The following is a 20,915-nucleotide window of genomic DNA, read 5'->3' as shown; positions in this document are numbered from 1 at the left end:
CATACCGCCAGCCGAGCGCATTGCATGCGGCACGAGTCGCGGTGAACGCGTCAGCGTCCCGTGGTTTGATCCGGTCGGCGGGTCGGCAGTCCATCACCAACGCTCCACCGCCCACACAGCGGGCGAACTAGTTCGGGGCGTGTGAGCGACGCTTGCCTTCCGGCGTTGGCCCAGGCTGCGCTGCAACATCGATCACACCGGGATCGAAATCCAGCAGCATCAATCGATCCCGTTCCAACCACGACTCATACCCGACGGTCTCCGGTCGTGGCCGTCGACCAACGGGCCACATGATTGCGCTGGCCCTTGTAGGAGGAAACCCCTCACCGGCAAGCAATCCTCGAACAGAACCGACCACGCATCGGTCAACGCGAACCGGTGCTGGCCGGATTCGGTATCGACACAGGCGATCTCGAACTCCTCGACCGGCGACGACGCGCCGCTTGGGACAACGCTTCAGTCACGGGCACGGGCAGGGCTCTCCCCCGCCACAGCGGCCCTACATCCACCGCACCCACCACCTATATCCCAACTCCACAACCCTCCCACCGGACACCGCAACCAATCCCTAAACAGAACACACATATCTACACACCCTCAAATTCCCTCTCCACACCCAATTACAACAGGCAGACCTTTTGCATCGAGGATAACGATTAGATAACGACCAGGGCTTTTGGTGAGTTTGCCACTAAATAGGCGAACTACAAGCCTAGCTTTTATAGCAGACGTCGTGCTTCCTGGAGGTATGACCGCGACACTTCATAAGATTGTCGCTGGAAACGGCTACCTCTACTACCTCCGCAATGTCGCCGCGAATGACGCATCGGCTCGCGGCCGGTCCAGCCTGGCAGACTACTACTCGACACGTGGTGAGTCACCGGGGCGCTGGCACGGTGCAGGCTTGGCCGCGTTGGGGATTCAGCCCGGTGACGAAGTAACCGAAGAACAGATGAAAGCCCTGTACGGGTTGGGTCGTCACCCGAACGCCGACCAGATCGAAGATCGCGTGTTCAACGAGGAGATGGACAAAGGCGCCAAGATCAAAGACGCCGAGCGGGCAGCCGATAATGCGTCACGGTTGGGTCATCCTTTCCGCGTCTATTCCGATGTCAATGAATTCCGGAAACGATGCGCGGACGCCTACGAAGCACACAATATCGCCAACGGTTCGGATCACGGTGGCGCTATTTCCGATGACGAACGCGCGCGGATTCGCAGCACAATCGCGACGAAAATGTTCACCGAACACTACGGTCGCGCACCCATGGATGCACGCGAATTGTCGGGGTGGGTGGCACGCAACTCGCGACCACAGACGACAGCTGTCGCCGGTTTCGACATCACCTTCAGTCCGGTCAAGAGCGTCTCGGCGCTATGGGCGATCGCCCCACGAGAGGTCGCGGAGAAGGTCGAAGCCGCCCACCATGCCGCCGCCGATGACGCGCTGCACTGGTTGGAGCACAACGCAACGTACACGCGGCTGGGCCGCAACGGCGTCCGCCAAGTGGATGTCGACGGTCTGGTCGCGGCCCGGTTCGCACATCGGGAAAGCCGTGCCGGTGACCCTGACCTGCACACGCATGTGCTGATCGCCAACCGTGTCCGCACCACCGATGGGCGATGGCGGACCCTGGACGGTGCGATGGTGTACCAGGCGATCGTCACCGTTTCCGAGATCTACAACACCCGTTTGGAGATGCATCTCGAGGACATGGTCGGTGTCGAGTTCGCAGAGCGTCCCGGTGTGGATCCGTCGAAACGTCCGATCCGTGAAATTGTCGGCGTGCCTGAACGGTTGAACCAGTGCTGGTCCCAGCGCGACGCGGAGATCACCCAGCGGCTCGGGCAACTCACCACAGCCTTCCAACGCAAGTGGGGACGCGAACCCATACCCACGGAGTTGTTCGGATTGATGGACCGCGCAACGCTGGAAACACGCCCCGACAAGCAGCAACTACGCACACTCTCCGAACAACGCGCCGATTGGCGAACCCAGGCCGCCACCCTGCTGGGCAGTCGGGAAGCGTTGGCACGCATGGTCTCCACAGTGCTGCACCCACCGCACCACGCGCGCCCTGTGGCCGATGCCGCATGGATCGCACGCACCGCCGACTACGTCCTCGAGACGATCTCAGCACAGCGATCGACCTGGCAACGCCACCACATCCGCAGCGAAACCGAACGCCAACTCCGCGGCCGGATACGCCTCGCGGACTGCGAACGCGTCGCTGAAGCGGTAGTGGCGCAGGCATTGTCACCGACATCGGCCATCGCTCGCGGTGATCCCGACACCACCGATCAACCACGACTACGCGCGGTGCCGATGATGTTCGCCCGTCGCGACGGCTCCAGCGTGTACACCACCGCAGGCTCCCAGATCTACACCGCAGCACAAGAGTTGAGCGCCGAACAGCAGTTGATCGACCTGGCGGTGCAGCCCGGTGGCCGCCAATTGCCGAATCCTATCGTCACGCAAGCGGTCCGTGCTTATAACAGCGCGAACCCAGACAGGCCACTCAACGCTGGTCAGATCGCGGTCGTCGAGGGCTTCGCCACCTCAGATCTGCGCGTACGCACCGTCGACGCACCCGCCGGTTCCGGGAAGACAACAGCCATGCGCGTGCTCACCGACGCATGGCACGCCAGCGGCGGCACTGTCCTCGGCCTCGCACCCACGGCCGCGGCCGCCTCGGTGTTGGGTGAGTCGATCGGCGCACGCGTCGAGACCATCGACAAGCTCCTCGACGTCCTCACCCGCCACACCTCCACCCCCGAAACCTCAGACGTTGACGTGAATCGGTTACCGCCGTCGCTGCCTCAATGGGTATTGCAGATCGACCAGCACACGTTGGTGATCATCGACGAACACGTCAAAGTCGGGAACCTCAAACGCCTACGCCTGCTGCAGTTCCTAGCTTCTCGGAACGCGACGATCCGCTGCCTCGGTGACCCGAAGCAGCTGCCCTCGATCGAAGCCGGCGGCGCCCATACCGACATGAACGACGCCGCCAACACCCACAACCTCACCCTCGACCACGTCGTCCGTTTCACCTCCCCAGCCGAAGCATCCGCCAGTCTGCTTCTGCGCGAAGGCGATCCCGCCGCACTCGGCTTCTATCTCGACCACCGCCGCATCCACTCCGGCAGCCACGCCACCACCCACTACGACGCCTACATCGGATGGATCGCCGACCACTCGAGCGGCTGCGACACCATCATGCTCGCCCCCAGCCACGACATTGTGCGCGAACTCAACCAACGCGCCCGCGCCGATCGAATCGCCCGCACCGATACACCAGTCGGGCCGGAATGCACACTCGCCGACGGCCTATGCGCATCGGTCGGTGACACGATCGCCACCCGCCGCAACGATCCACGACTGCGTCTTGCCGACGGTGATTGGGTCCGCAACGGATACCGCTGGATCGTTTCCCGCGTTCACGACGACGGAAGTCTGACCGTCACGCGCCTGCGTTCGCGTCGCGAACTCGGCAATACGGTGACACTTCCGCCGCAATATGTGACCGCACATGTGCGCCTCGGGTACGCGACAACGATCGATTCCGCGCAGGGCGTCACCGCCGATACGTGTCACGTCGCGCTCACCGGATACCAAACCCGCGCACAGTTCTACGTCGCGATGACCCGCGGCGCGCACGCAAACCACTGCTACCTGCCAACCACATTGGACGCCAGCGAAGGATCTTTCTTCACCGAACCAGCAGTTTTTCCGCGCACCGCGGTGGAGGTATTGCTGCGAATCCTCGGCCGCGACGATGCACAGAAATCCGCGCACACCGAACTTCGAGACGCACTCGATCCCTACCGACGGATCGGCCGCGCGGTCGATATCTATCTCGACGCGATCGGCCTCGGCGCCGAAGATGCCCTCGGCCCAGACGGACTTACTCAGCTCGACGTCGCTGCGGAAGCATTGCACACCGGGCTCACCGACAACCCCGCCTACCCGATACTGCGCCAGCACCTGGCGACAATCGCACTGACCGGTCGCGATCCGATCGCAGCGCTGCACACCGCCGCCGCGAGCCGGGAACTCGATACCGCCGATGATGCTGCCGCAGTTCTGGATTGGCGACTGGATCCAACGGGCACACATTCGTGTGGTGTCGGACCGCTGCCGTGGACTCGCGGACTACCCCACGAACTCGACGACATCGACGTCGGTCACCTGTCCGCCCGAGCGCGAATCGTGACCGACCTCGCCAAACAGATCCGCACCGACACCGCGACCTGGTCCTCGACAACCGCACCGCATTGGGCGCGCCCACTCATCGGTTGCGACCGCCAGCTACTCGCCGAGCTCGCAGTCTGGCGGGCGTCCCTACACATCGACGACCGCGACCTGCGCCCGACCGGACCGCCACGCTATCCCGTGCTCGAACGCGAACACCAGCAGCTGTTCGATGCCCGCGTCATCGACGCTATCGGCGACATCCATCTGCCCGTCAACCGATGGTCATCACTGGCCAAACAACTCGACGAACGCATCACCAGCGACCCGTACTGGCCGACCTTCGCCGACAAAATCGACCACGCCGACCGCGTCGGAATCGACATCGAAACACTCCTCAGCGATGCCGCGGCCCTACGACCACTCCCCGATGAAATGCCAGCCGCTGCACTCTGGTCACGCCTGGAACTCCAAACCCCCGACACCCACGACCGGGATAGACTAACTCGGACCGCCGACGAGCACGCAGTTCTCGACGAATACACCACCGAACAGGCCAGCACCGATCCGCCCCAGCCTCACGTTGCCGCAGGCGTCGACCACACCCCCGACGATGTCGAACCGGCCACCGAACCCACACTCGACGCGCTGCGAATGCTCACCGATGCCGAACTCGAACAACACATCGACGAACTCCACCTAAACATCGCCCTCGCCGAAACCGAGGCATTCATCTACAGCCCATACACCCCACCCCCCGACGACGATGAACGCGACGCCGAAGCGGCCGCACGCCATCAGCAGGCAGCTAAACAAGCCATCCGCGACGCGCAGACCAGCATCGACGAACTCCGCGCGGCCGAAAAATCACTCCAAACCATCACCACCGAACTCGACCACGCCCGAACCACACTCAGCTCCACACCGGCCTACCGACGTGGTCAACGCCGCGCACTCCACACCCAGATCACAATCCTCCAAACCGAACAACAGCACCGCACCCACACCCGAAACTCCGCGCACACCACCGCACGCAACGCCCAACGAGACACGCTCCTACTTGCCGGCCCCGCCGAGGACTGGGAACACATCCTGACCCAACCCATCACCGAGCCGAGAACCCAGCCAACACCCACCACACCATCCGAGCCGACCTATGCCGACACACTGACAGCCCACTATCAGCAAGAACTCGACCAACTGCAATCCGAACAACACCGACGCACCCAACTCACCCCCACCCAAACCGCCGCCGAACAACAACTACGCCAACAACACAACGCCCCCGAGGACGACGCCTTCAACTACTTCGACAGCCCCGTCGAACCTCACTATCCCCAGCCTGACCACGATCTCGGTCTGTAACCGAGCTGTATCAACCACCTCCTGCGCCTGCACCCAAGCGAGATCGCGCATCAAATGCCACCGCGTCCAAAACGTTGGCGCAAGCCCATGACCCCAGTACGGCGACCCAAAAGGCGAGCTCACAGCCTCAGGACTAGCGAAGTCGCCGCCGATCAGCTTTCATGGTCATAGGGAGAATCGCAGACAGGGCACAGCCAAGGCGATAACTCCATGCACACAAGCGGTTTCCAGACGCACGGATCACCGATCCGCGTCCACCCCAGCTTCCATCCCGTCACATCGAACGCAATGGTGCCCGCACCGGTCGCCGATATCTGCGTGCACCCGACGACACCCGTTCCATACACCCATCGTGTGGCGAATCAGGTTGCCGCACATGGATAGTCACTCACGCGAACAGTCGACCAACACCAGCGCCGAGGTGTCCCCGCCACACGAACCCACCTACCCAGTCGAGGTAGGAGCACAGGCTCTCGGTAAATCACGACGGTGGTACCTCACACAACTCAGAGCAGGCAACCTGCCCGGTCACAAGGCAGGCCGGACATGGTTCCTCACCGCCTCCGACATCGCCGCCGCGATCGAGCAAACCAGCAAACCAATCACGCCAATCCCCCGACCACCCCACAGACCGTCACCAGAAGAAGCGACAGGCCAGCCACGCCGCCCCAACCACCGGCGACGACCTCGACGACGAATCCCTCCCCAGCAACACACCTGATGAACACCCTGCAGCGCCGAAATCGACAGCGCCACAGGGAAACGGCACGGCCTGGAGGAGACCGCCAGGTGTTGCCCTGCACCTGCCCCCAGGCCGTGCTCCACCACCCGAAACCCAGCACAGGACGCCGAACTCCAACCATCCGCAATGAAATTGCGCTGGTTTCGTACGACTCAGTCGTCACACGCTATTCGGGACGAACTGACAGGTGCTCGAAAGCGGAGACCACCTGCCGATGACCCGAGAACCCATCGAGGAATACGCTCGCCGAGCCGGTGTCGGCCTCACAGGCATCCGCGTACAGGCGACATGCCCACAGACCTGCGGTCGAGACGAAGTGGTCGACCTCCTCCGACCGCAAGGGTCAGCCATCATCGTTTGGATGCACGAACGCTACTGAGCATCCTTCGGGCGGGGAATCACATACGCTCGCGCGAACCAGGTGCCGACGTGCGCCTCGTGCACATGGCCAGCAATCGCCCTGTCGCCTTGTACCGCCATGGTCGCGTGAATGTGGACCTTGCCGTCCCGGATCTCGCCGGATCCGTGCATCTCGGCAGGCAGTGCGTAGGTGCTGATGATGTCTTTCGTCGCGTCGTCGGCAGGCATGGTCGAGATGGTGAATCGATCGACACCACCAATCAGGCTCACGATTGCCGCGTCATTGACGTCTGCCGCCTCCGCTTGCGCGGTAAGGGATTTCATCATCTCGCCATCGTTGACCTCGAACACCAACATGGTCTTACCTCCCTAGCAATGGGCTCAGACGAGCCAGCATCGTAGCCGAGCACCATCGAGCGCCGACGTCGTTCGGATTGATCGCCTCAGCCGCGAGTCGTTGTGCGGCAAGGTGTACGGCTGGTAACGCATATGGATCGGACACGTACTCGGCGGCAGTCGCATGATCGATACCGAGTACTCGAGCAACAACAGCGGTGAGGTAGCGAGCCTGGACGTCGGCGTCGTGCTGCAGGACCGCCGCGACATGATCGGCGGCAGGTTGTCCTGGTGCCTTGGCGAGGATCCCGGCTGCATTGACCCTGACGATGTCGCTGTCTTCGGTTTCCATCCACCGCTGGAGCCGGCGCAGAACCGGTTTGTCGATGACCGTGGCGATGGCACGGTCTACGACGTGCGAGGTCTGGACCGTGCCAAGCGGTCCGACATCCCCTCCAGCCAGGCTTGCACCAAGGTCGTTGACCAGCACGGCATTTGCTGTGGCAACCGCGGCCATGGTCATGAAGTCGCGCCGGTTCATCTCATCATCATGCAGGCCAACGCCGAGCACGCGCGCGTACTCGGTGACGACCGTCTCGGTTACCGGCCGCTTCCCGGTTTCGACGTGGCCGAGGTATGGCTTGGAGAGGTAGCAGCGGCGCGCCATTTCATCGAGGCCGAGCCCGGCGGCCCGCCTCAGAGCGCGAAGTTCGTTCCCGCTGATCAACTGCCCCTGCCCAGTTTGAAGACCCGAGAAGACTTCCGGCCTGGCCGGATGTGGGCAACGGTACTACTCAATCCCAGCGGGTGCGTTCGATCGCGGAGGGGTGCGGTGGCGATAGATGGAAGTGTGATCCAATCCGCGAGAAAAGCACGCGGGTGGTCGCAGACACGCTTGATCAGCGCATTGCGGACGCAAGCCATCCGTGATCGCGTCACTTTGATGAGTCCGGAAAGCCTTCGAGTCGCGCTGTCCCGGTGGGAGAACAACCACACCACGCCGGATGATCTCCATACCGCCCTGCTGTGCCGAGTGTTGGAATTGGAGCGCAACAACGAGGCGCCGACAGCAACCGTTTTCGATGGCCCTGAAAACGACACGCTGTACGACGTACTAGCGCACCACACCAACAGCCTGCGACTGCTTGACCGGCGACTCGGCGCTCCAGCTGTCCGCAGCCAGACCGCAAGCCACGTCACAGCGCTGGAAAAGCTGTGGCACAGCGCTGCTGGAGCTGACCGGCGCAGTATCGCTCGCGCCCAGGCTGACACCGCGGCGCTCGCAGCGTGGCAAGACTTTGATGTAGGCGATTGTGAAATGGCTGCCAAGCACTATGCCCAGGCTCGACAAGCCGCTTCACGTGCGGGCGATCCCGTCCTACTTGCGCATGCGATAGGCGAACACGCGGTGATGCTCGCCGAGACCGGACGGCCATCGGTCGCGCTTCGGCAGGTTACCCAAGCTGAGGCAATTCCCAGGTTGCCGCCGTTGCTGCGCTCCTGGCTGGCTGCCACGCACGCCCAAGTCTCCACATTCTGTCCGGGAGAAGCGTCATCGGCGCGCAGTGCGCTAGCGATGGCCGAAACCGATCTCGCGCTCGTGCAGCCCGGTGACGAGAAGGCGCTGCCGTTTCTCTCGCTCAACACAGTGCACCTGCAGCGATGGCAGGGACATGTACTGGTTCGGCTCGGGGATCCTGCGGGAACACACATCTCACAGGATGCGCTACGTGAGTTGCCCGGCGAGTTCGTTCGGGCTCAGTCCGGGCAAGTTCTGGACTTGGCGGAGGGCGCCTTACGGGCCAGGAACGTCGACGAAGCCAACAGCCTTCTCACGACGGCGGCCATGCGGATAGGTGCGGTCGGCTCAGCTCGCTTGCGGCGGCGTCACGACCTGTTGGCCCGGCGAGTCCGCCAGCTGGAGCCCAGCGTATAGAGCCGCTGCGGATAGCATCCCAACCGCTGTCCCGGTGCCGAGAAGCTGGCCCTTGGTCAGCAGATCCGACGTGCCCCCAAGCGGTACCCATATTAGTTGGCCAGCCTCCTCAGCGTCAACCGGTGGGCCGAGTTGACGCGGATCGCGCCCGACAAATACGAAATGGCGAGTCTCGACCAACCCTGGCATCGGTTCAAGATCGGCGACCAATGTGAGGTGTCCGGCCTCGAACCCTGTCTCCTCCAAGAGTTCTCGCCGCGCGCAGGCTTCGGGATCCTCACTTGGCTCCATTATGCCGCCAGGTGACTCGAACCCGACTTGCTGCACGATCCATCGGTGCCGGCGCAGGAGCAGCGCGCGCCCGTGCTCGTCGACGAGGGTCACCGTGGCCACCGAGTTCAATCGCACTGCGTGATGGACCCGATCGACGCCGTCGGGTGTGGTGATCTCGCTCCGCGTCACCGTCAGCCAGGGCTCGCCGTCATACACGGTTCGCTCATTGTGCACTTCCGTGTGCGGCGGATCGATCATGAGCCCACGTTACCGGGGCCCGTGCTACGGGTTGCTACGTTCCGCGAGCGACGCGAACGGCCGATGCTGAGAGCATGACCTGGAAGCTCGCCGAACTGCGATCGACAACCGATTGGGGAATGGCCTATCGCCACTGCGGGTTGCCCGCACGCGAGCGAGAGGGTTTTGTCGAGTTACTTACCGACGAATGGACTAGCGCACTCATTCTGCCTGAGCGGTTGGCGCGCAACGTGTTCGAGGTGTCACCAACCTCAGGACCCGTGCTTGTCCGGCGCAGACATCGGCAACTGCCGAGCCGATGGCGTTTCTTCACGTGGCTCGATCAGATACCGAGCGCCCAAGCCTTAACCGATATCGGACGAGCCGGGGCCTTTTGCCTGGCCACGGCACACCGATTCTGTTGCCGACCAGTGCTGAGCGCAAAACCATCGAAGGCCGATGGGCTCGGTTGCCCGGGAAGGACTTGCCCTCGCTTTCCGACCTGATGAGTACGACCCGGGCCGTGATGGCCCGCAGTGACCATCTGGGGTGAACCGACATGCTGGATCATCACGAACGGCCCGAGCTTCCGAATTGGCATGAACTGTTTGCCGCCTTCTGCGGACATGTAGGCGATCGCCCCACCGATCATCCGATCACGCGCTGCGCGCGCAATCTCGCCGATCAACATCAGCAGCTTCGGGCGCACCCTGACCGAGCCGCGGAAATCAAAGCATGTCGTGCAGCCCTGACCATTGCGATCGACAGCTGGGTCTCCGCACACGCCCCGCGACTGCGGGACATATCGCTCGGAGACGCGGTCGACACCATGGCCGCGGCCCAGATCGAAGCCAACGACCTGCTGCTCAACGCGGCTGATGTCCGCGATGAGACTGTGCATACGGCATGGTTCCACCTTGGCACTCTCGCGGACGAGTGGTCCGATCTGACCAGCTCAGCCAGCAGGTGACCTCATGCTGGGCCCCTCTTTGCTGATTGTCATGTTCCCGATCGCGATGGTCGGGCTCATTTTCGGGCTCGTCTGGCTCCTCCTCCAGGTTCCCCGTGCGCGGTCGAGCCTCACGGTCTGGGATCTGCAGGACCGCATGTCACACGACCGCCCTGCTCAGCCTCTCACCGTTGAGGAAGCACAGAACCAGCTCCCAAAACACCGCCGATGCGGCAGTAAACACTGCGCCCGCAAACGGGCGATCTTGCGAACGCTACAAGCGTCCGGGCCCCAACTTTCCGACAATCCGCCGCGCACCCCAGATGTTCACCCGATTGAAAGACACCGATATGTCCGACCAAAGTCCGGCCACAGACCGACGACACGCTAGCCGCGTGTTGTCGCTCCTTACCGAGGCACAACAGGCCGAGCTACGTGGCGCCAAGTGGTCGAGTCCTGGGATCTCCCCGCCGAGGTCGTTCACGGCCAGTCCCACTGCCCAGACAACCCTTCAGCAAAGGAGCGATCGAGGTCAGCGTCGTCATGAAATCAGTTGTTATTCAACAAATTCCGAACGGATTGAACAATGGAGAATGTACTGGTCACTGGTGGCGCGGGATTCATCGGATCCCGGTTCGTCAAGCGGCTACTGGCCTCGGATGACATCGCGCGGGTTACCGTCCTCGATGCGCTCACCTATGCCGGCCATCGCAGCAATCTCGGTGCGGCCATGTTGTCCGATCGCCTGAATCTGGTGGTGGGCAACATCCTCGACGAAAACCTGGTTGACGATCTTGTCGCGGCGCACACCGCGATCGTGCACTTGGCAGCCGAGTCACACGTCGATCGCTCCTTCCTCCAGGGTGGTCATTTCTTGAGCACCAATGTGCTGGGAACACACATCCTGCTCGACGCGGCTCGGCGTTGGGACATCACCAAATTCGTGCACGTGTCTACCGACGAGGTATACGGCCCGCTGCTGTCGGGATCAGCATCAGAGGACGCGCCGCTACGGCCGACGGTTCCCTACGCATCATCGAAAGCGGCTTCAGATCTGGTGGCGCTGTCGTTCTCGCGCACTTACGGCGTCCCGGTGTGTATCACGCGGAGCAGCAACAACTTCGGTCCCGCCCAACATCCGGAGAAGATCATTCCCGCGTTCATCACCGCCCTACTCAAAGGCGAGCGCGTCGACCTGCACGGCGATGGTGGCCACGTCCGCAACTGGTTGTGGGTCGAGGACAACTGCCAGGGCCTGGAGCTGGTGCTGCGACACGGAATGCCCGGCGAGATCTACAACATCGGCGGCGGCACCGATCTGACGAACAAACAACTCACTGACCTGATCCTCGGCCAACTCGGTGCCGACTGGGACCAGGTGCGGCACGTGGAGGACCGGCCATCAAACGACCGCCGGTACTCGATGACCTGGGACAAGATCGCGGGCCTCGGCTATAGCCCCATCCAGGACTTCGAGGAAGGGCTGGCGAAGACGGTGTGCTGGTACCGCGACCATCCCGACCGGTGGGCACCTCAACTCCGCAACCCGACCGCACCCGTGGCAGCGATCAAACTCGACACCGCATCGGGGGAATGATGATGTCCGCCAACGGATCACACACGCGTCGGATACTCGTGACCGGGGTCGGTGGGCAGCCGGGATTCGACCTGGCCCGACGTCTCCTCCAGCTCGGTTGCGAAGTAATCGGCACAGACGCCGACGCGAACGCCAACGGGCTCATATTGCCCGGAATTACTGCCCACCAGTCCATTCCATCCGCCGACCCGCGCTACGCCACCGACCTGTTGGGTTTATGCCGAGACCTCGCACCCGATGCGGTGCTGTCAGGAGTGGAGTCCGAGCTGCCGCAACTGCTCGCAATGCGGCCCGAACTCAATGAGCTGGGAGTGCGGACATGGCTGCCGCCCCAGCACGCGATCCGCGCCAGCCTGGACAAGGCCCGGTTCGCTGCGGTGCTGACGGAATACCACATCCCGACACCGCGTACCTGGCTACCCGACCAGCTCGCCACGATTCCCGACGACTGCCCGCTGGTCGTCAAGCCGCGCCACGGGCAGGGCTCCCAAAACATTTTGTTCTGCCGTACCCGGCGGCAGGCCCGCACATTGTGCGAGGTCGTGGCCGAGCCGGTCGTGCAAGAATACGTCGACGGTCGCGAATTCACCGCGGACTGCCTGGTCGACCGGAACGGGCGCGCGTCCGTGATCCTGCGGTACCGGCTGCTCACCAAAGGCGGCTTGTCGATGGTGTCGCGCACCTTCCACGACCAAGAGGTGACTGACATCGTCGCAGCGGCGCTCGCGGCGGTCGGCGCGGTCGGGTTGTGCTGTGTGCAGGGCTTCGTTCGCGACAAAACTGCTGGTCCGCGTGTGGTCCTTACCGAGATGAACGCTCGCGCCGCGGGTGGTTTCTTGCTCGCTGAAGCGGCTGGCGCCGACCTGATCGGGCAAACACTTGCGGGGCTGTGGCAGTTCCCGATCGACCACGACCAGTTGCGCTATCGACCCGACATTTCGTTGACCAAATACGTCGACACGCTCGCCGTTGATGAACCGCCACACGGCGGTGTCAACGCATCCACCGTAAGGCACGACCGCTCGGTTCCTTGTGGAAGGACTCGCCGATGACCGCCCATGACCCACACTCGGTCGGTAGAAACGCCAAACCGTTCCTGCATGGCCCGGAATACGCGGCAGTGACCGAGGCGCTGCGGATCGGCCAATGGGGCCACAACACCGCGACCGATGCTTTCGAGACCGAATTGGCCGATTTCCTCGGCGTACCCGATGTGGTGGCAGTGTCCTCATGCACCGCTGCCCTGCACCTGAGCCTGCTGCTCGCCGGTGTTGGTCCCGGTCATGAGGTGATCGTGCCGTCGCAGACGTTCTGCGCGACGATCCAGGCGATCCTGATGAGCGGCGCGGAGCCGCGCTTCATCGATATCAATGCCGACACTCTCTGCGTCGACAGCGCCGCAGTGCTCGCAGCGATTACGCCACAAACCCGTGCGGTGATGCCGGTGCTCTACGGCGGCCGCCCAATAAGCCTCGCCGATATCCACGCCACACTGGATCGGCGGGGAATCGCGGTCATCGAGGACGCCGCCCACGCCTTCGGCTCCCGGCTCGATTCCCGAAAGGTCGGTGCCACAGGGGAGTTGACCTGTTTCTCGTTCGGGCCGATCAAAGCACTGACCTGTGGTGAAGGCGGCGCATTGATTCCCCGCACCGCCGACGAAGCAGACCGCGCCCGAACCCTACGCCTGCTCGGTGTGCCCCAGTCACAGGCCGCGCGCATTCGGACAACCTCCTACGCGGTCGACACCCAGGGGTGGCGTTATCACCTCAGTGCGGTGCACGCAGCAATCGGTCGTGTCCAGCTTGCACGCTTCGCCACCGTTGAAACCACACGACGGAACTTATGGCGCACCTACGTGCAGCAGCTGGCGGGCATAGATCGAGTCGCGCTGGTCGACGTCGATGTTGAGCGCAGTGTGCCGTTCAACTGCGTCGTTCGTATTCCCGTTGGCCGCGATCGCGTCTTCGAGAACCTGCGCGATAAGGGCATCGGGGTGGGCGTGCACTACCCACCGAATCACCTTCAACCCGCGTTCGCTCGGTGGTCCCGGCCGCTGCCGGTCACCGAAACCACCGCCCGCCAAGTCATGAGCCTGCCGTTCCACCCGGACATGACCGAGGACGACGTGGCCCACGTGGTGTCGATGCTGGCACGCGCCGTCACGTCTTCCAGAGCCGATGGTGATCGCTAATCAGCAACGGACAGAAGTACATTCGCCAACTGCTCGGCAGCATCCGGTCGACCGCAAACCCGTGCCTGCGCCGCGACGGCGGCACGGCGTTGGGGGTCGGCGAGCAGCGGAGCAACGGCCTCACGCAGGGTTTCCGCCGAAACCTCATCGAGCAGCGCGACCGCCGCCCCTGCTTCGTCGAGAGCACGCGCGTTGTGGGCCTGCTCGTTGCCTGCCGCCGAGGCCAGCGGCACCAGCACCGCGGCCTTGCCCAACGCGGTCAGTTCGGCGATCGTGCCCGCACCACTGCGGGAGATCGCCACATCGGCCAACGCGAGCACATCTGGTAACTCAGCACCCACGAACTCCGTCAGCAGATATCGAGCCGCAAGATCACGATCCAGGGTGGCGGATTGCCGCCGCAGCTCCGCGATCCCGGAGCTGCCGCACTGATGGATCACGTTGGCGCGCATCAACAACCACGGAAGGATCTCGTGCACAACCAAATTGATCTGCGCCGCACCTTGTGCACCACCTGTGATGTAGACGGTAGGCAAGGAGCGGTCGAACCCCAGCAAGCCGAGCGCTGTGATCGCCTTATCCGCGTGGCCGCCCTCGAGGATTTCCGACCGCACCGGATTGCCGGTCACTACCGCCCTCGCGCGCACCGAACGTGGCAGGTGCCTCAGGCTCGATTCCGACGACACCGCTACGCGAGTCGCGACCCGAGCCAGCACACGATTGGCCAACCCCAACCGAACGGTCTGCTCGTGGATGACAAGGCGACGACGACACAACCAGGACGCCACGCCCACCGGTACCGCCACATAGCCACCGGTAGCCAGCACCGCATCCGGCCCGAACCTCGCTACCGCCCGGCATGCCTGGGCGACACCGACCGGAACACGGCACATATCTGCGATATTGGCCTTGGAGACCATCTTCAGAACGTTCCGATCCCTGCGGATCTTCCCGGTAGCGACCGCGACAAATGGGATGCCATCAGCCTGAGCAACCCTCGACTCCAACCCCCCGGCCTGTCCAACCCACAACACCTCGAGTTCGGTATCCGAGTCGCTCAGTTGGGACCGCAGCGTGCGGATGGTGGTGAGGGCAGGGAAGACATGACCACCGGTCCCGCCGCCAGCGACGGTCAAACGGACGACCGCCCGCGCCGAGCCGGACGAGGTTGCGTCTGTCATGCCGGGCAGCCTAACGCCCACGACTCCCATGTGAGACATCACCGGCCGTGCCAGGGAACCGTCATCCACACGGATGTTGTCGATCACCGGAGATACGACACGGGGAACCCTGACAACCGAATGTCCAGCAACGTTCTTCAAGTATCCGGACACAAAGGACTTCGCAATGCTGGTGCGCGACGCCAAGCGAGATCGAACTTCTACTGGCGCAAGAAATGCGGCTTCTGTGTACGGCTACCGCCGAGATGCGTCGCATGAGCCAGAGAACCACCCGGGGTCGGTATCGAGCTGAAACCTGCCCGACTCGCCTCAACGAGCGATCGTCAGCGTTCTGAATCTACTTCAATCACAAAGGATTTCGATGAATACGTCTATCGGCGACACCTTGGCCATCGACGTGGTCTGCCACGGGACCCTCCCGCACCGGGTGACCCAAGGGGTTAGGGCGTGAACTGGCGTCGTTGGCTCTATCCGTCTTGGCAGGAGACGTCAACGGTGGCGGGCACGATGACACCTCGCTTCCACCCGATGCCCTTCGGGCTCGATATGGCGCGCAGTGAGCAGGTGAGGCTGCATGCCGATTGCGGGCGCGCGGTGTTCGACTGCGAAAACCGATTGATCAGCGTGACGTGCCCCGCCGTGTTCTGCGGTTCGGTTCCGGTATCCGACAACCGGATCGGCGCACACCACAGTTGGAACGCACAGCAGTGCCGGTGGGTCGGAGCGCTGATCATCGACGACACTGCCTCGACGGCACGGGCGGTGTCATGAACGCCTTGACACCACCCGATCTTGACGATGGCGCGTACCTCCAAGACTGCCGCACAGACCCAGGTGCGCTCGCCCAGGTCGACGCGATACGCGCCATGAGCACCCACCACAGCTGCCCACCTCAGTGTCTAGTTCTCGGCCGTGCGCTGGACACCCTCAGCAAGGAATACACGTCAAACGCCGTACCGCATCGCCACTCCCGCGCCGCCGAAGCTGCACAACAATCCGCGACCGAACCTTTGCGATCGGAGGAAATCAACGAGCTGGATCACCTTCTCGCAGTATGACTCCAAGAACTACACAGGCTCCAATCATGCATCGAGGAAACGTGAGGACCCGCCAATGACCTTCGGGTGTTGAGGGTCATTGAGCGGTTACCGATCCCCTGGGCGGCGCTGACCTACCCACAACGCTCAGCGCGATCGAGAAGCACTTCGGCGGGGCACAGACCAATCAGCTCGACGGCCTCACCATGCAACTCGACGACCGGGCTTGGTTCAACACGAAGGATGATTCGAATCCGCGACATCCTGACGCTGGTCCGACGCTACTGCGGATGCAGGAAGTGAACAGGCCATCGGTATAATCGACGACCCACGAAACCTTCACCGCACTGCCGTCCACCGTCTCGAGAAGGCAGCATGGTCTGTCGGGTGCACTCGTTTCGAGTGGCAGCTACCCGCCAGGTGCTCGCCTTACGCCGGGTGGCCGGAGCGATCACCTACGCCGACCTCACCAGCAATGACGCCCTCGACGACCGCAGCACGAGCTCGCTTTGTCGCTTCTAGCGCGAGCTGGTACGCCGCGATCTGCTCATCGTATGCACGCAGCGCTGATCCGATCGCTTGTTGCTCGGACGTGGGCGGGATTATCACTTCCAGCTGCCCCACCTTCTCAGCGGTGATCGAGTGAACCACGTTGCCGCTGGACCGTTCTCGCATCCACTGCGTGATTTGTGGGCGAGACAGGAAGGATAGTAGATAGTGTGGGTCGACCTGGTCCGGATGGTGTACACGCAGCCTGATCAGGTTCGGTCCGAAAAGTCGGCCCTCGTGTTCCTGCGTAACGATGACCGGGTCGCTGACGGCCCCCGTTCGAACGATCATGATGTCGTCGGTGCGCAGCAGGAATCGATCCATCCCGCGCACCGAATCCCAACGTAGACAGTTGAATTCGTCGAGGACGATGCGCCGGTCCCGAAGGTGTTTATTGACCACGATCGGGATTCCATTCGGGTCGTAAAGCTCCTTTCCGACACTGGCCGGCGTAGGGCCCGACTGGATTTCGCACACGTCCGCGAGCCGGCGTGCTTGCCGGCCGGACGGCAGCCAGGGCAGCAGCTCGATTCGGTCGACGTGTTCGCTGGCATCGCGCACCGCTCTCGCCGATGTCTGGGCGGACCGCCAGGCTTGTCTCGCAAGGTGGAGCAGCTCACCCTGCCGCTGCTGCACTGCAGGGCGCAGGTAGTTCGACGGATCGAGGGTGTAATCGGTATCGCGTATGCGGTCCGGGGCAACCAGAATGACGTGGCAGCCGGGAGTCGGCGAACTAGTGCGTCCCGCTGCCAGATCGTTCACCGTGTTGAGCTGCCGGACCACCGCAGTGACCACGTCACGGGGCAAGCGATGTCGGCCACCGCTGGTCTGCACACCCGTCTGCCTAGCATCAACGAACGTCACTGCGGCGGCTGAGCCCAGTGGATGCTGCAGGACCCAGATTGTTGCGGCCGCGTCTGTCGCGCGAAACAGCTTCTCCGGCAACGCGATAATCGCCCGCACTACACCGGTCTCCACCATCCGCTGCCGGATCTCCTTCTCCCGGCGGTTGTTCGACAGACCCGCTTTGGCCGGCAGCAGTACAGCCGCCCGACCGCTGGGACGCAGCGTAGCGACAGCGTGCTGCAGCCACGCATAGTTGCTGCTATGTGGCGGTGGTTCACCGAAAAGCCATGTGTTATCCGAGTTTTCGTCGGGCGGCTCGAATCTGGCGTTGAACGGCGGGTTGGTGATGACCACGTCGGCGAACTGCGCCGAGCTCTCGCCGTTGCGCCAAGGCGCCGCAGTCGTAGAACGAAGGGTCGCTGAACAACCAGTGGTCGCCAGACTCAACCTTGCCAGGCGTACAAGCTCGAGCCGCGGGCCGCTGCCATATGTTTTTACGAGGCATTCGGGCCGGTATCGGGCGACGGCGGACCGCAATAGCTCCCCACCACGGATATTGGGATCATAGAGAACCACACTTTCGGCGGTCGGGTCGACGACGCAGCCGGCCATCAGATCGGCTAGGTCGACCGGAGTGAAGTACTCGGTGCTGCCAAGCTCCGCCACCGCATCGAATCGCCGGAGCAGCATGTCGAAAGCCCGTGGCCCGAGCATGTCGACGATGCCGATCAAACGCCCCGCGTCGGTGGCGGGAAGCGGTCGCAGGTGCTCGAGGGCCGCCGACATCCGCGCCGCGACCCCGTGCCGCTGAACAGCGGCGTCGAGGAGTCGGCCAAGTTCGCTGAGCACCGGCGGCTGAGGCGACCGGGTCTGCGCTGGCGTCGTCAAAGCCTTCCATGATTCGGGTTCGCAGATCCGGAGGAAGATCACGCACAGTGCGGTGGTCAGATGATCGAGCTCCGACGACGGGCCACCGCGACCCCACCAGCGCAGCAGCTCCAAGACGGCATCCACCAGGGCGGACAGCTGAGGGTCGTCGGGCTCTCCGATCTCCGCCATGCGACGGTGGTGCTGTACAGCCACATTTCGACGCGCCCGCATGCCGTATGTGGTGCCTTCGGGCTCGGTGCCCCGCCGTCGCGAGCCCGGTGGAATAAGGCGTCGATCCAACCACTCGAGAACCTCGGCGAGATCGTAGTACTGCCAACCCCGGTCGTCGATGTCCGCGGGACCGGGAAAGTCGTCGTGCCGGTTATTCCAGACCTTCAATGTCGCCTTGTCGACTCCCACGAGTTCGGCCAGCGTCGACCGGCTGACCAAGGACGGTGAGATCTTCGGATCGTTCACGACTAGTTGGTCCCCCGTCGAAACCAACCGCGGAAACTTTCCCTCAGGAGGACGAGGAGGTCGCGGGCCTCCCGTCGCCGTTTGGGATCCGGGTGCAACAGGGCAACTGCGACCGCCAGCAAGAACACCAGACTGGTGATCAGCGCCCACCACATGAGTACACAGGTCATGGCCGCCTTGCCGCTGGCCATCAGGTCGGACATCATCGATCTCCTCTCGGTTCGGATCGACGATGAAACTAAAACCTTAATCTCAGGTCAGCAATACCAGCCTTGACAGCTACTCTGGGTAATCAGCACGGCCACAGCAGAGATGATCCATGTTCGAACATCAAGCATTCGCACTTCAACGTCATTAAACCAACCGAATGTATAAGCCCGGGCTACCCAAGCGGCCACTCAGGTCTCATCTGCGCACTGTCAGTGCGCGAACTACCTCAACCCCGCAAGCACTCGGAACACGGTGACTGTAGAGACCATGGCCGCAGCCGACTCGGTCGGCGGCTATCGCGCCGGACGCTATTGGCGGAAGCGATGCTCAAGGCAGGTTCGAGAGGGAGCAGCGGAATGTATGTGGGTGCCCGTTCAACCCCGCGCGCCGGGCGTCATACCCGGTGGCCGTTGGAACCCTGGCGGCGTGCTGAAGGGTATGAATGGCCCAGCGGAGAGCCATGACTCCACATCCTCGAACACAGCGGCGCGAGATTGAGACCACAGCCAGTCCCTTCAGGTGGCGGCCGATTCGCGCTCTTGCTGCGGGCTGCAACCGGATAAGAACACCGAATTGTTCACGCTCGCAACTGAATCGCGGACTAGGTCGGTCTGATCTGGGATCATCGGGGTATGACAGCGGGGGATCGGCGTGGAAGTTTGTGGTCCGGCAAGGACTACCAGGAGTTCGTCACGGCATTGCGGACGTCGATGAGCGAGCAGGAGATCGCCGATCACCTCGGACGGACCGTTGACGGTATCCGTTCGCGGGCGAAGCTGCTACTCCTGGGCAGCTATACCGGCGCGGTGGCGCTGCGCAAACTGCGTGAGATCATTGTTGCCGACCCGGACTACGACTGGGAAGCGATGGCACGCCAGGCCCACGCGCACGCGCGGATACCGTACTGGGATACGGCCGCCGACGAACGCCTGATCCTGACCTGGGCGCGGAATCCCGCGCCCAGCATGTTCCAGTTGACCGGAGAATTCGGTGTCGCCGAACGAGATATCGCACGCCGGTGCATTGTGCTGGGCTTGGCGACGAGCTATATCGAGGTCGCTGACCAATTCGCCCCGGTCGCCGGCAGCCAGTTCGATACACAAGTCCGCTTGGCCCGCGCCGCGGCTGAGACCGCCGTGGGGATATTGACCATAACCTCCGGAGACGGTGCTGTCCTTCACCAGTCGCTGCACGCCGATATCGCGGCCGCCGCCAGCGCGTGCACTGAACTCGATCCAGCGGAGCTGCCAGCGCAACCACGAATCTGGACGGTCACCTCCCGCGTCGTTGGTGAAGGCCCAGAACGTCAAACCCTCACCGGCGCTTGGACCGAACGCCACACCATCGACGTGCCCCCTGCGGATGACGCCCCCGAACGAACGACGTGGTGGCACCGACTTCTTCGCTCTCGGATCCGCTGACCAGGCCAGCCACTACCCGGCGTGCACTTCGGCGGCATTCACGCGCGCCACGAAGACCTCCGAACATCAGCCCAACCGGGATCGTCATCGGCGAAAGGCGGGTCGAGAACACCATTTTGCCCCGCAATCCTCGCGGATCC

Annotated in this window: 14 protein-coding genes; 6 read left to right on the top strand and 8 right to left on the bottom strand. The window is 63.1% G+C overall.

Features of this window, described 5'->3' with window-relative positions; translation table 11 throughout:
• Positions 1–679: 679 nt before the first annotated feature.
• On the top strand, positions 680–5,560 hold the full coding sequence (gene mobF, locus ACQP0C_RS00725; RefSeq protein WP_433729571.1) for a MobF family relaxase: 4,881 nt from the start codon (positions 680–682) through the stop codon (positions 5,558–5,560).
• Positions 5,561–6,674: 1,114 nt separating this feature from the next.
• On the opposite strand, the gene ACQP0C_RS00720 is transcribed toward mobF, so the two are convergent.
• Both ACQP0C_RS00720 and ACQP0C_RS00715 read right to left on the bottom strand, forming a co-directional pair.
• A complete protein-coding gene (locus tag ACQP0C_RS00720; RefSeq protein ID WP_433729569.1) occupies positions 6,675–7,019 on the bottom strand; it encodes a PCC domain-containing protein in 345 nt (114 codons plus the stop codon).
• A gap of 4 nt (positions 7,020–7,023) precedes the next feature.
• On the bottom strand, positions 7,024–7,665 hold the full coding sequence (locus ACQP0C_RS00715) for a twin-arginine translocation signal domain-containing protein (RefSeq protein ID WP_433734815.1): 642 nt from the start codon (positions 7,663–7,665) through the stop codon (positions 7,024–7,026).
• Positions 7,666–7,893: 228 nt separating this feature from the next.
• Between ACQP0C_RS00715 and ACQP0C_RS00710 the strand changes: the two genes are divergently transcribed.
• Positions 7,894–8,934, top strand: coding sequence for a hypothetical protein (locus ACQP0C_RS00710; protein ID WP_433729567.1), 1,041 nt, complete (start codon positions 7,894–7,896; stop codon positions 8,932–8,934).
• On the opposite strand, the gene ACQP0C_RS00705 is transcribed toward ACQP0C_RS00710, so the two are convergent.
• Both ACQP0C_RS00705 and ACQP0C_RS00700 read right to left on the bottom strand, forming a co-directional pair.
• The gene (locus ACQP0C_RS00705) at positions 8,866–9,465 is read right to left on the bottom strand and encodes an NUDIX hydrolase (RefSeq protein ID WP_433729565.1); all 600 of its coding nucleotides are present in this window, start codon (positions 9,463–9,465) and stop codon (positions 8,866–8,868) included. The genes ACQP0C_RS00710 and ACQP0C_RS00705 overlap by 69 nt on opposite strands.
• 322 nt (positions 9,466–9,787) lie before the next feature.
• Positions 9,788–10,345: a hypothetical protein gene (locus ACQP0C_RS00700; RefSeq protein ID WP_433729563.1), complete on the bottom strand. Its 558-nt coding sequence runs from the start codon at positions 10,343–10,345 to the stop codon at positions 9,788–9,790.
• A gap of 634 nt (positions 10,346–10,979) precedes the next feature.
• Here ACQP0C_RS00700 and rfbB point away from each other — a divergent pair.
• The 3 genes from rfbB to ACQP0C_RS00685 are packed head-to-tail and all read left to right on the top strand — an operon-like array spanning position 10,980 to position 14,184.
• On the top strand, positions 10,980–11,990 hold the full coding sequence (gene rfbB / locus ACQP0C_RS00695; RefSeq protein WP_433729561.1) for a dTDP-glucose 4,6-dehydratase: 1,011 nt from the start codon (positions 10,980–10,982) through the stop codon (positions 11,988–11,990).
• A 38-nt stretch (positions 11,991–12,028) separates the two neighbouring features.
• The gene (locus ACQP0C_RS00690) at positions 12,029–13,042 is read left to right on the top strand and encodes an ATP-grasp domain-containing protein (protein ID WP_433729559.1); all 1,014 of its coding nucleotides are present in this window, start codon (positions 12,029–12,031) and stop codon (positions 13,040–13,042) included.
• Positions 13,039–14,184, top strand: a complete 1,146-nt coding sequence (locus ACQP0C_RS00685) for a DegT/DnrJ/EryC1/StrS family aminotransferase (protein WP_433729557.1) — start codon at positions 13,039–13,041, stop codon at positions 14,182–14,184. Before ACQP0C_RS00690 ends, ACQP0C_RS00685 begins: the two co-directional genes overlap by 4 nt.
• Here the strand turns inward: ACQP0C_RS00685 and ACQP0C_RS00680 are convergent.
• The 4 genes from ACQP0C_RS00680 to ACQP0C_RS00665 all read right to left on the bottom strand — a co-directional run bounded on the left by ACQP0C_RS00680 (position 14,181) and on the right by ACQP0C_RS00665 (position 19,350).
• Positions 14,181–15,365: a UDP-N-acetylglucosamine--N-acetylmuramyl-(pentapeptide) pyrophosphoryl-undecaprenol N-acetylglucosamine transferase gene (locus tag ACQP0C_RS00680; RefSeq protein WP_433729555.1), complete on the bottom strand. Its 1,185-nt coding sequence runs from the start codon at positions 15,363–15,365 to the stop codon at positions 14,181–14,183. The two genes, ACQP0C_RS00685 and ACQP0C_RS00680, sit on opposite strands and share 4 nt — an antisense overlap.
• Before the next feature lie 467 nt (positions 15,366–15,832).
• The gene (locus ACQP0C_RS00675; protein WP_433729553.1) at positions 15,833–16,246 is read right to left on the bottom strand and encodes a hypothetical protein; all 414 of its coding nucleotides are present in this window, start codon (positions 16,244–16,246) and stop codon (positions 15,833–15,835) included.
• 585 nt (positions 16,247–16,831) lie between these two features.
• Positions 16,832–18,856: an N-6 DNA methylase gene (locus tag ACQP0C_RS00670; protein ID WP_433729551.1), complete on the bottom strand. Its 2,025-nt coding sequence runs from the start codon at positions 18,854–18,856 to the stop codon at positions 16,832–16,834.
• A 290-nt stretch (positions 18,857–19,146) separates the two neighbouring features.
• Positions 19,147–19,350 carry a hypothetical protein gene (locus ACQP0C_RS00665; RefSeq protein ID WP_433729549.1) on the bottom strand — a complete coding sequence of 68 codons (204 nt, stop codon included), beginning with the start codon at positions 19,348–19,350 and terminating at the stop codon, positions 19,147–19,149.
• 636 nt (positions 19,351–19,986) lie between these two features.
• Here ACQP0C_RS00665 and ACQP0C_RS00660 point away from each other — a divergent pair.
• Positions 19,987–20,775: a hypothetical protein gene (locus tag ACQP0C_RS00660; protein WP_433729547.1), complete on the top strand. Its 789-nt coding sequence runs from the start codon at positions 19,987–19,989 to the stop codon at positions 20,773–20,775.
• The last annotated feature ends 140 nt before the right edge of the window (positions 20,776–20,915 follow it).

Origin of the sequence: Nocardia sp. CA-129566 (assembly GCF_050956075.1) — a bacterium.
GTDB lineage: Bacteria > Actinomycetota > Actinomycetes > Mycobacteriales > Mycobacteriaceae > Nocardia.
The sequence above is the reverse complement of the archived record's forward strand: the minus strand, read 5'-3'. Positions and strand labels throughout refer to the sequence as shown.

What these genes read in the sequence shown, in the direction of transcription:
- ACQP0C_RS00720 (WP_433729569.1), bottom strand. Translation starts at nt 7,019, where the DNA reads ATGTTGGTGTTCGAGGTCAACGATGGCGAGATGATGAAATCCCTTACC.
- ACQP0C_RS00715 (WP_433734815.1), bottom strand. Translation starts at nt 7,665, where the DNA reads ATGGCGCGCCGCTGCTACCTCTCCAAGCCATACCTCGGCCACGTCGAA.
- ACQP0C_RS00705 (WP_433729565.1), bottom strand. Translation starts at nt 9,465, where the DNA reads ATGATCGATCCGCCGCACACGGAAGTGCACAATGAGCGAACCGTGTAT.
- ACQP0C_RS00700 (WP_433729563.1), bottom strand. Translation starts at nt 10,345, where the DNA reads ATGCACAGTCTCATCGCGGACATCAGCCGCGTTGAGCAGCAGGTCGTT.
- rfbB (WP_433729561.1), top strand. Translation starts at nt 10,980, where the DNA reads ATGGAGAATGTACTGGTCACTGGTGGCGCGGGATTCATCGGATCCCGG.
- ACQP0C_RS00685 (WP_433729557.1), top strand. Translation starts at nt 13,039, where the DNA reads ATGACCGCCCATGACCCACACTCGGTCGGTAGAAACGCCAAACCGTTC.
- ACQP0C_RS00680 (WP_433729555.1), bottom strand. Translation starts at nt 15,365, where the DNA reads ATGACAGACGCAACCTCGTCCGGCTCGGCGCGGGCGGTCGTCCGTTTG.
- ACQP0C_RS00670 (WP_433729551.1), bottom strand. Translation starts at nt 18,856, where the DNA reads ATGGCGGAGATCGGAGAGCCCGACGACCCTCAGCTGTCCGCCCTGGTG.
- ACQP0C_RS00665 (WP_433729549.1), bottom strand. Translation starts at nt 19,350, where the DNA reads ATGATGTCCGACCTGATGGCCAGCGGCAAGGCGGCCATGACCTGTGTA.
- ACQP0C_RS00660 (WP_433729547.1), top strand. Translation starts at nt 19,987, where the DNA reads ATGACAGCGGGGGATCGGCGTGGAAGTTTGTGGTCCGGCAAGGACTAC.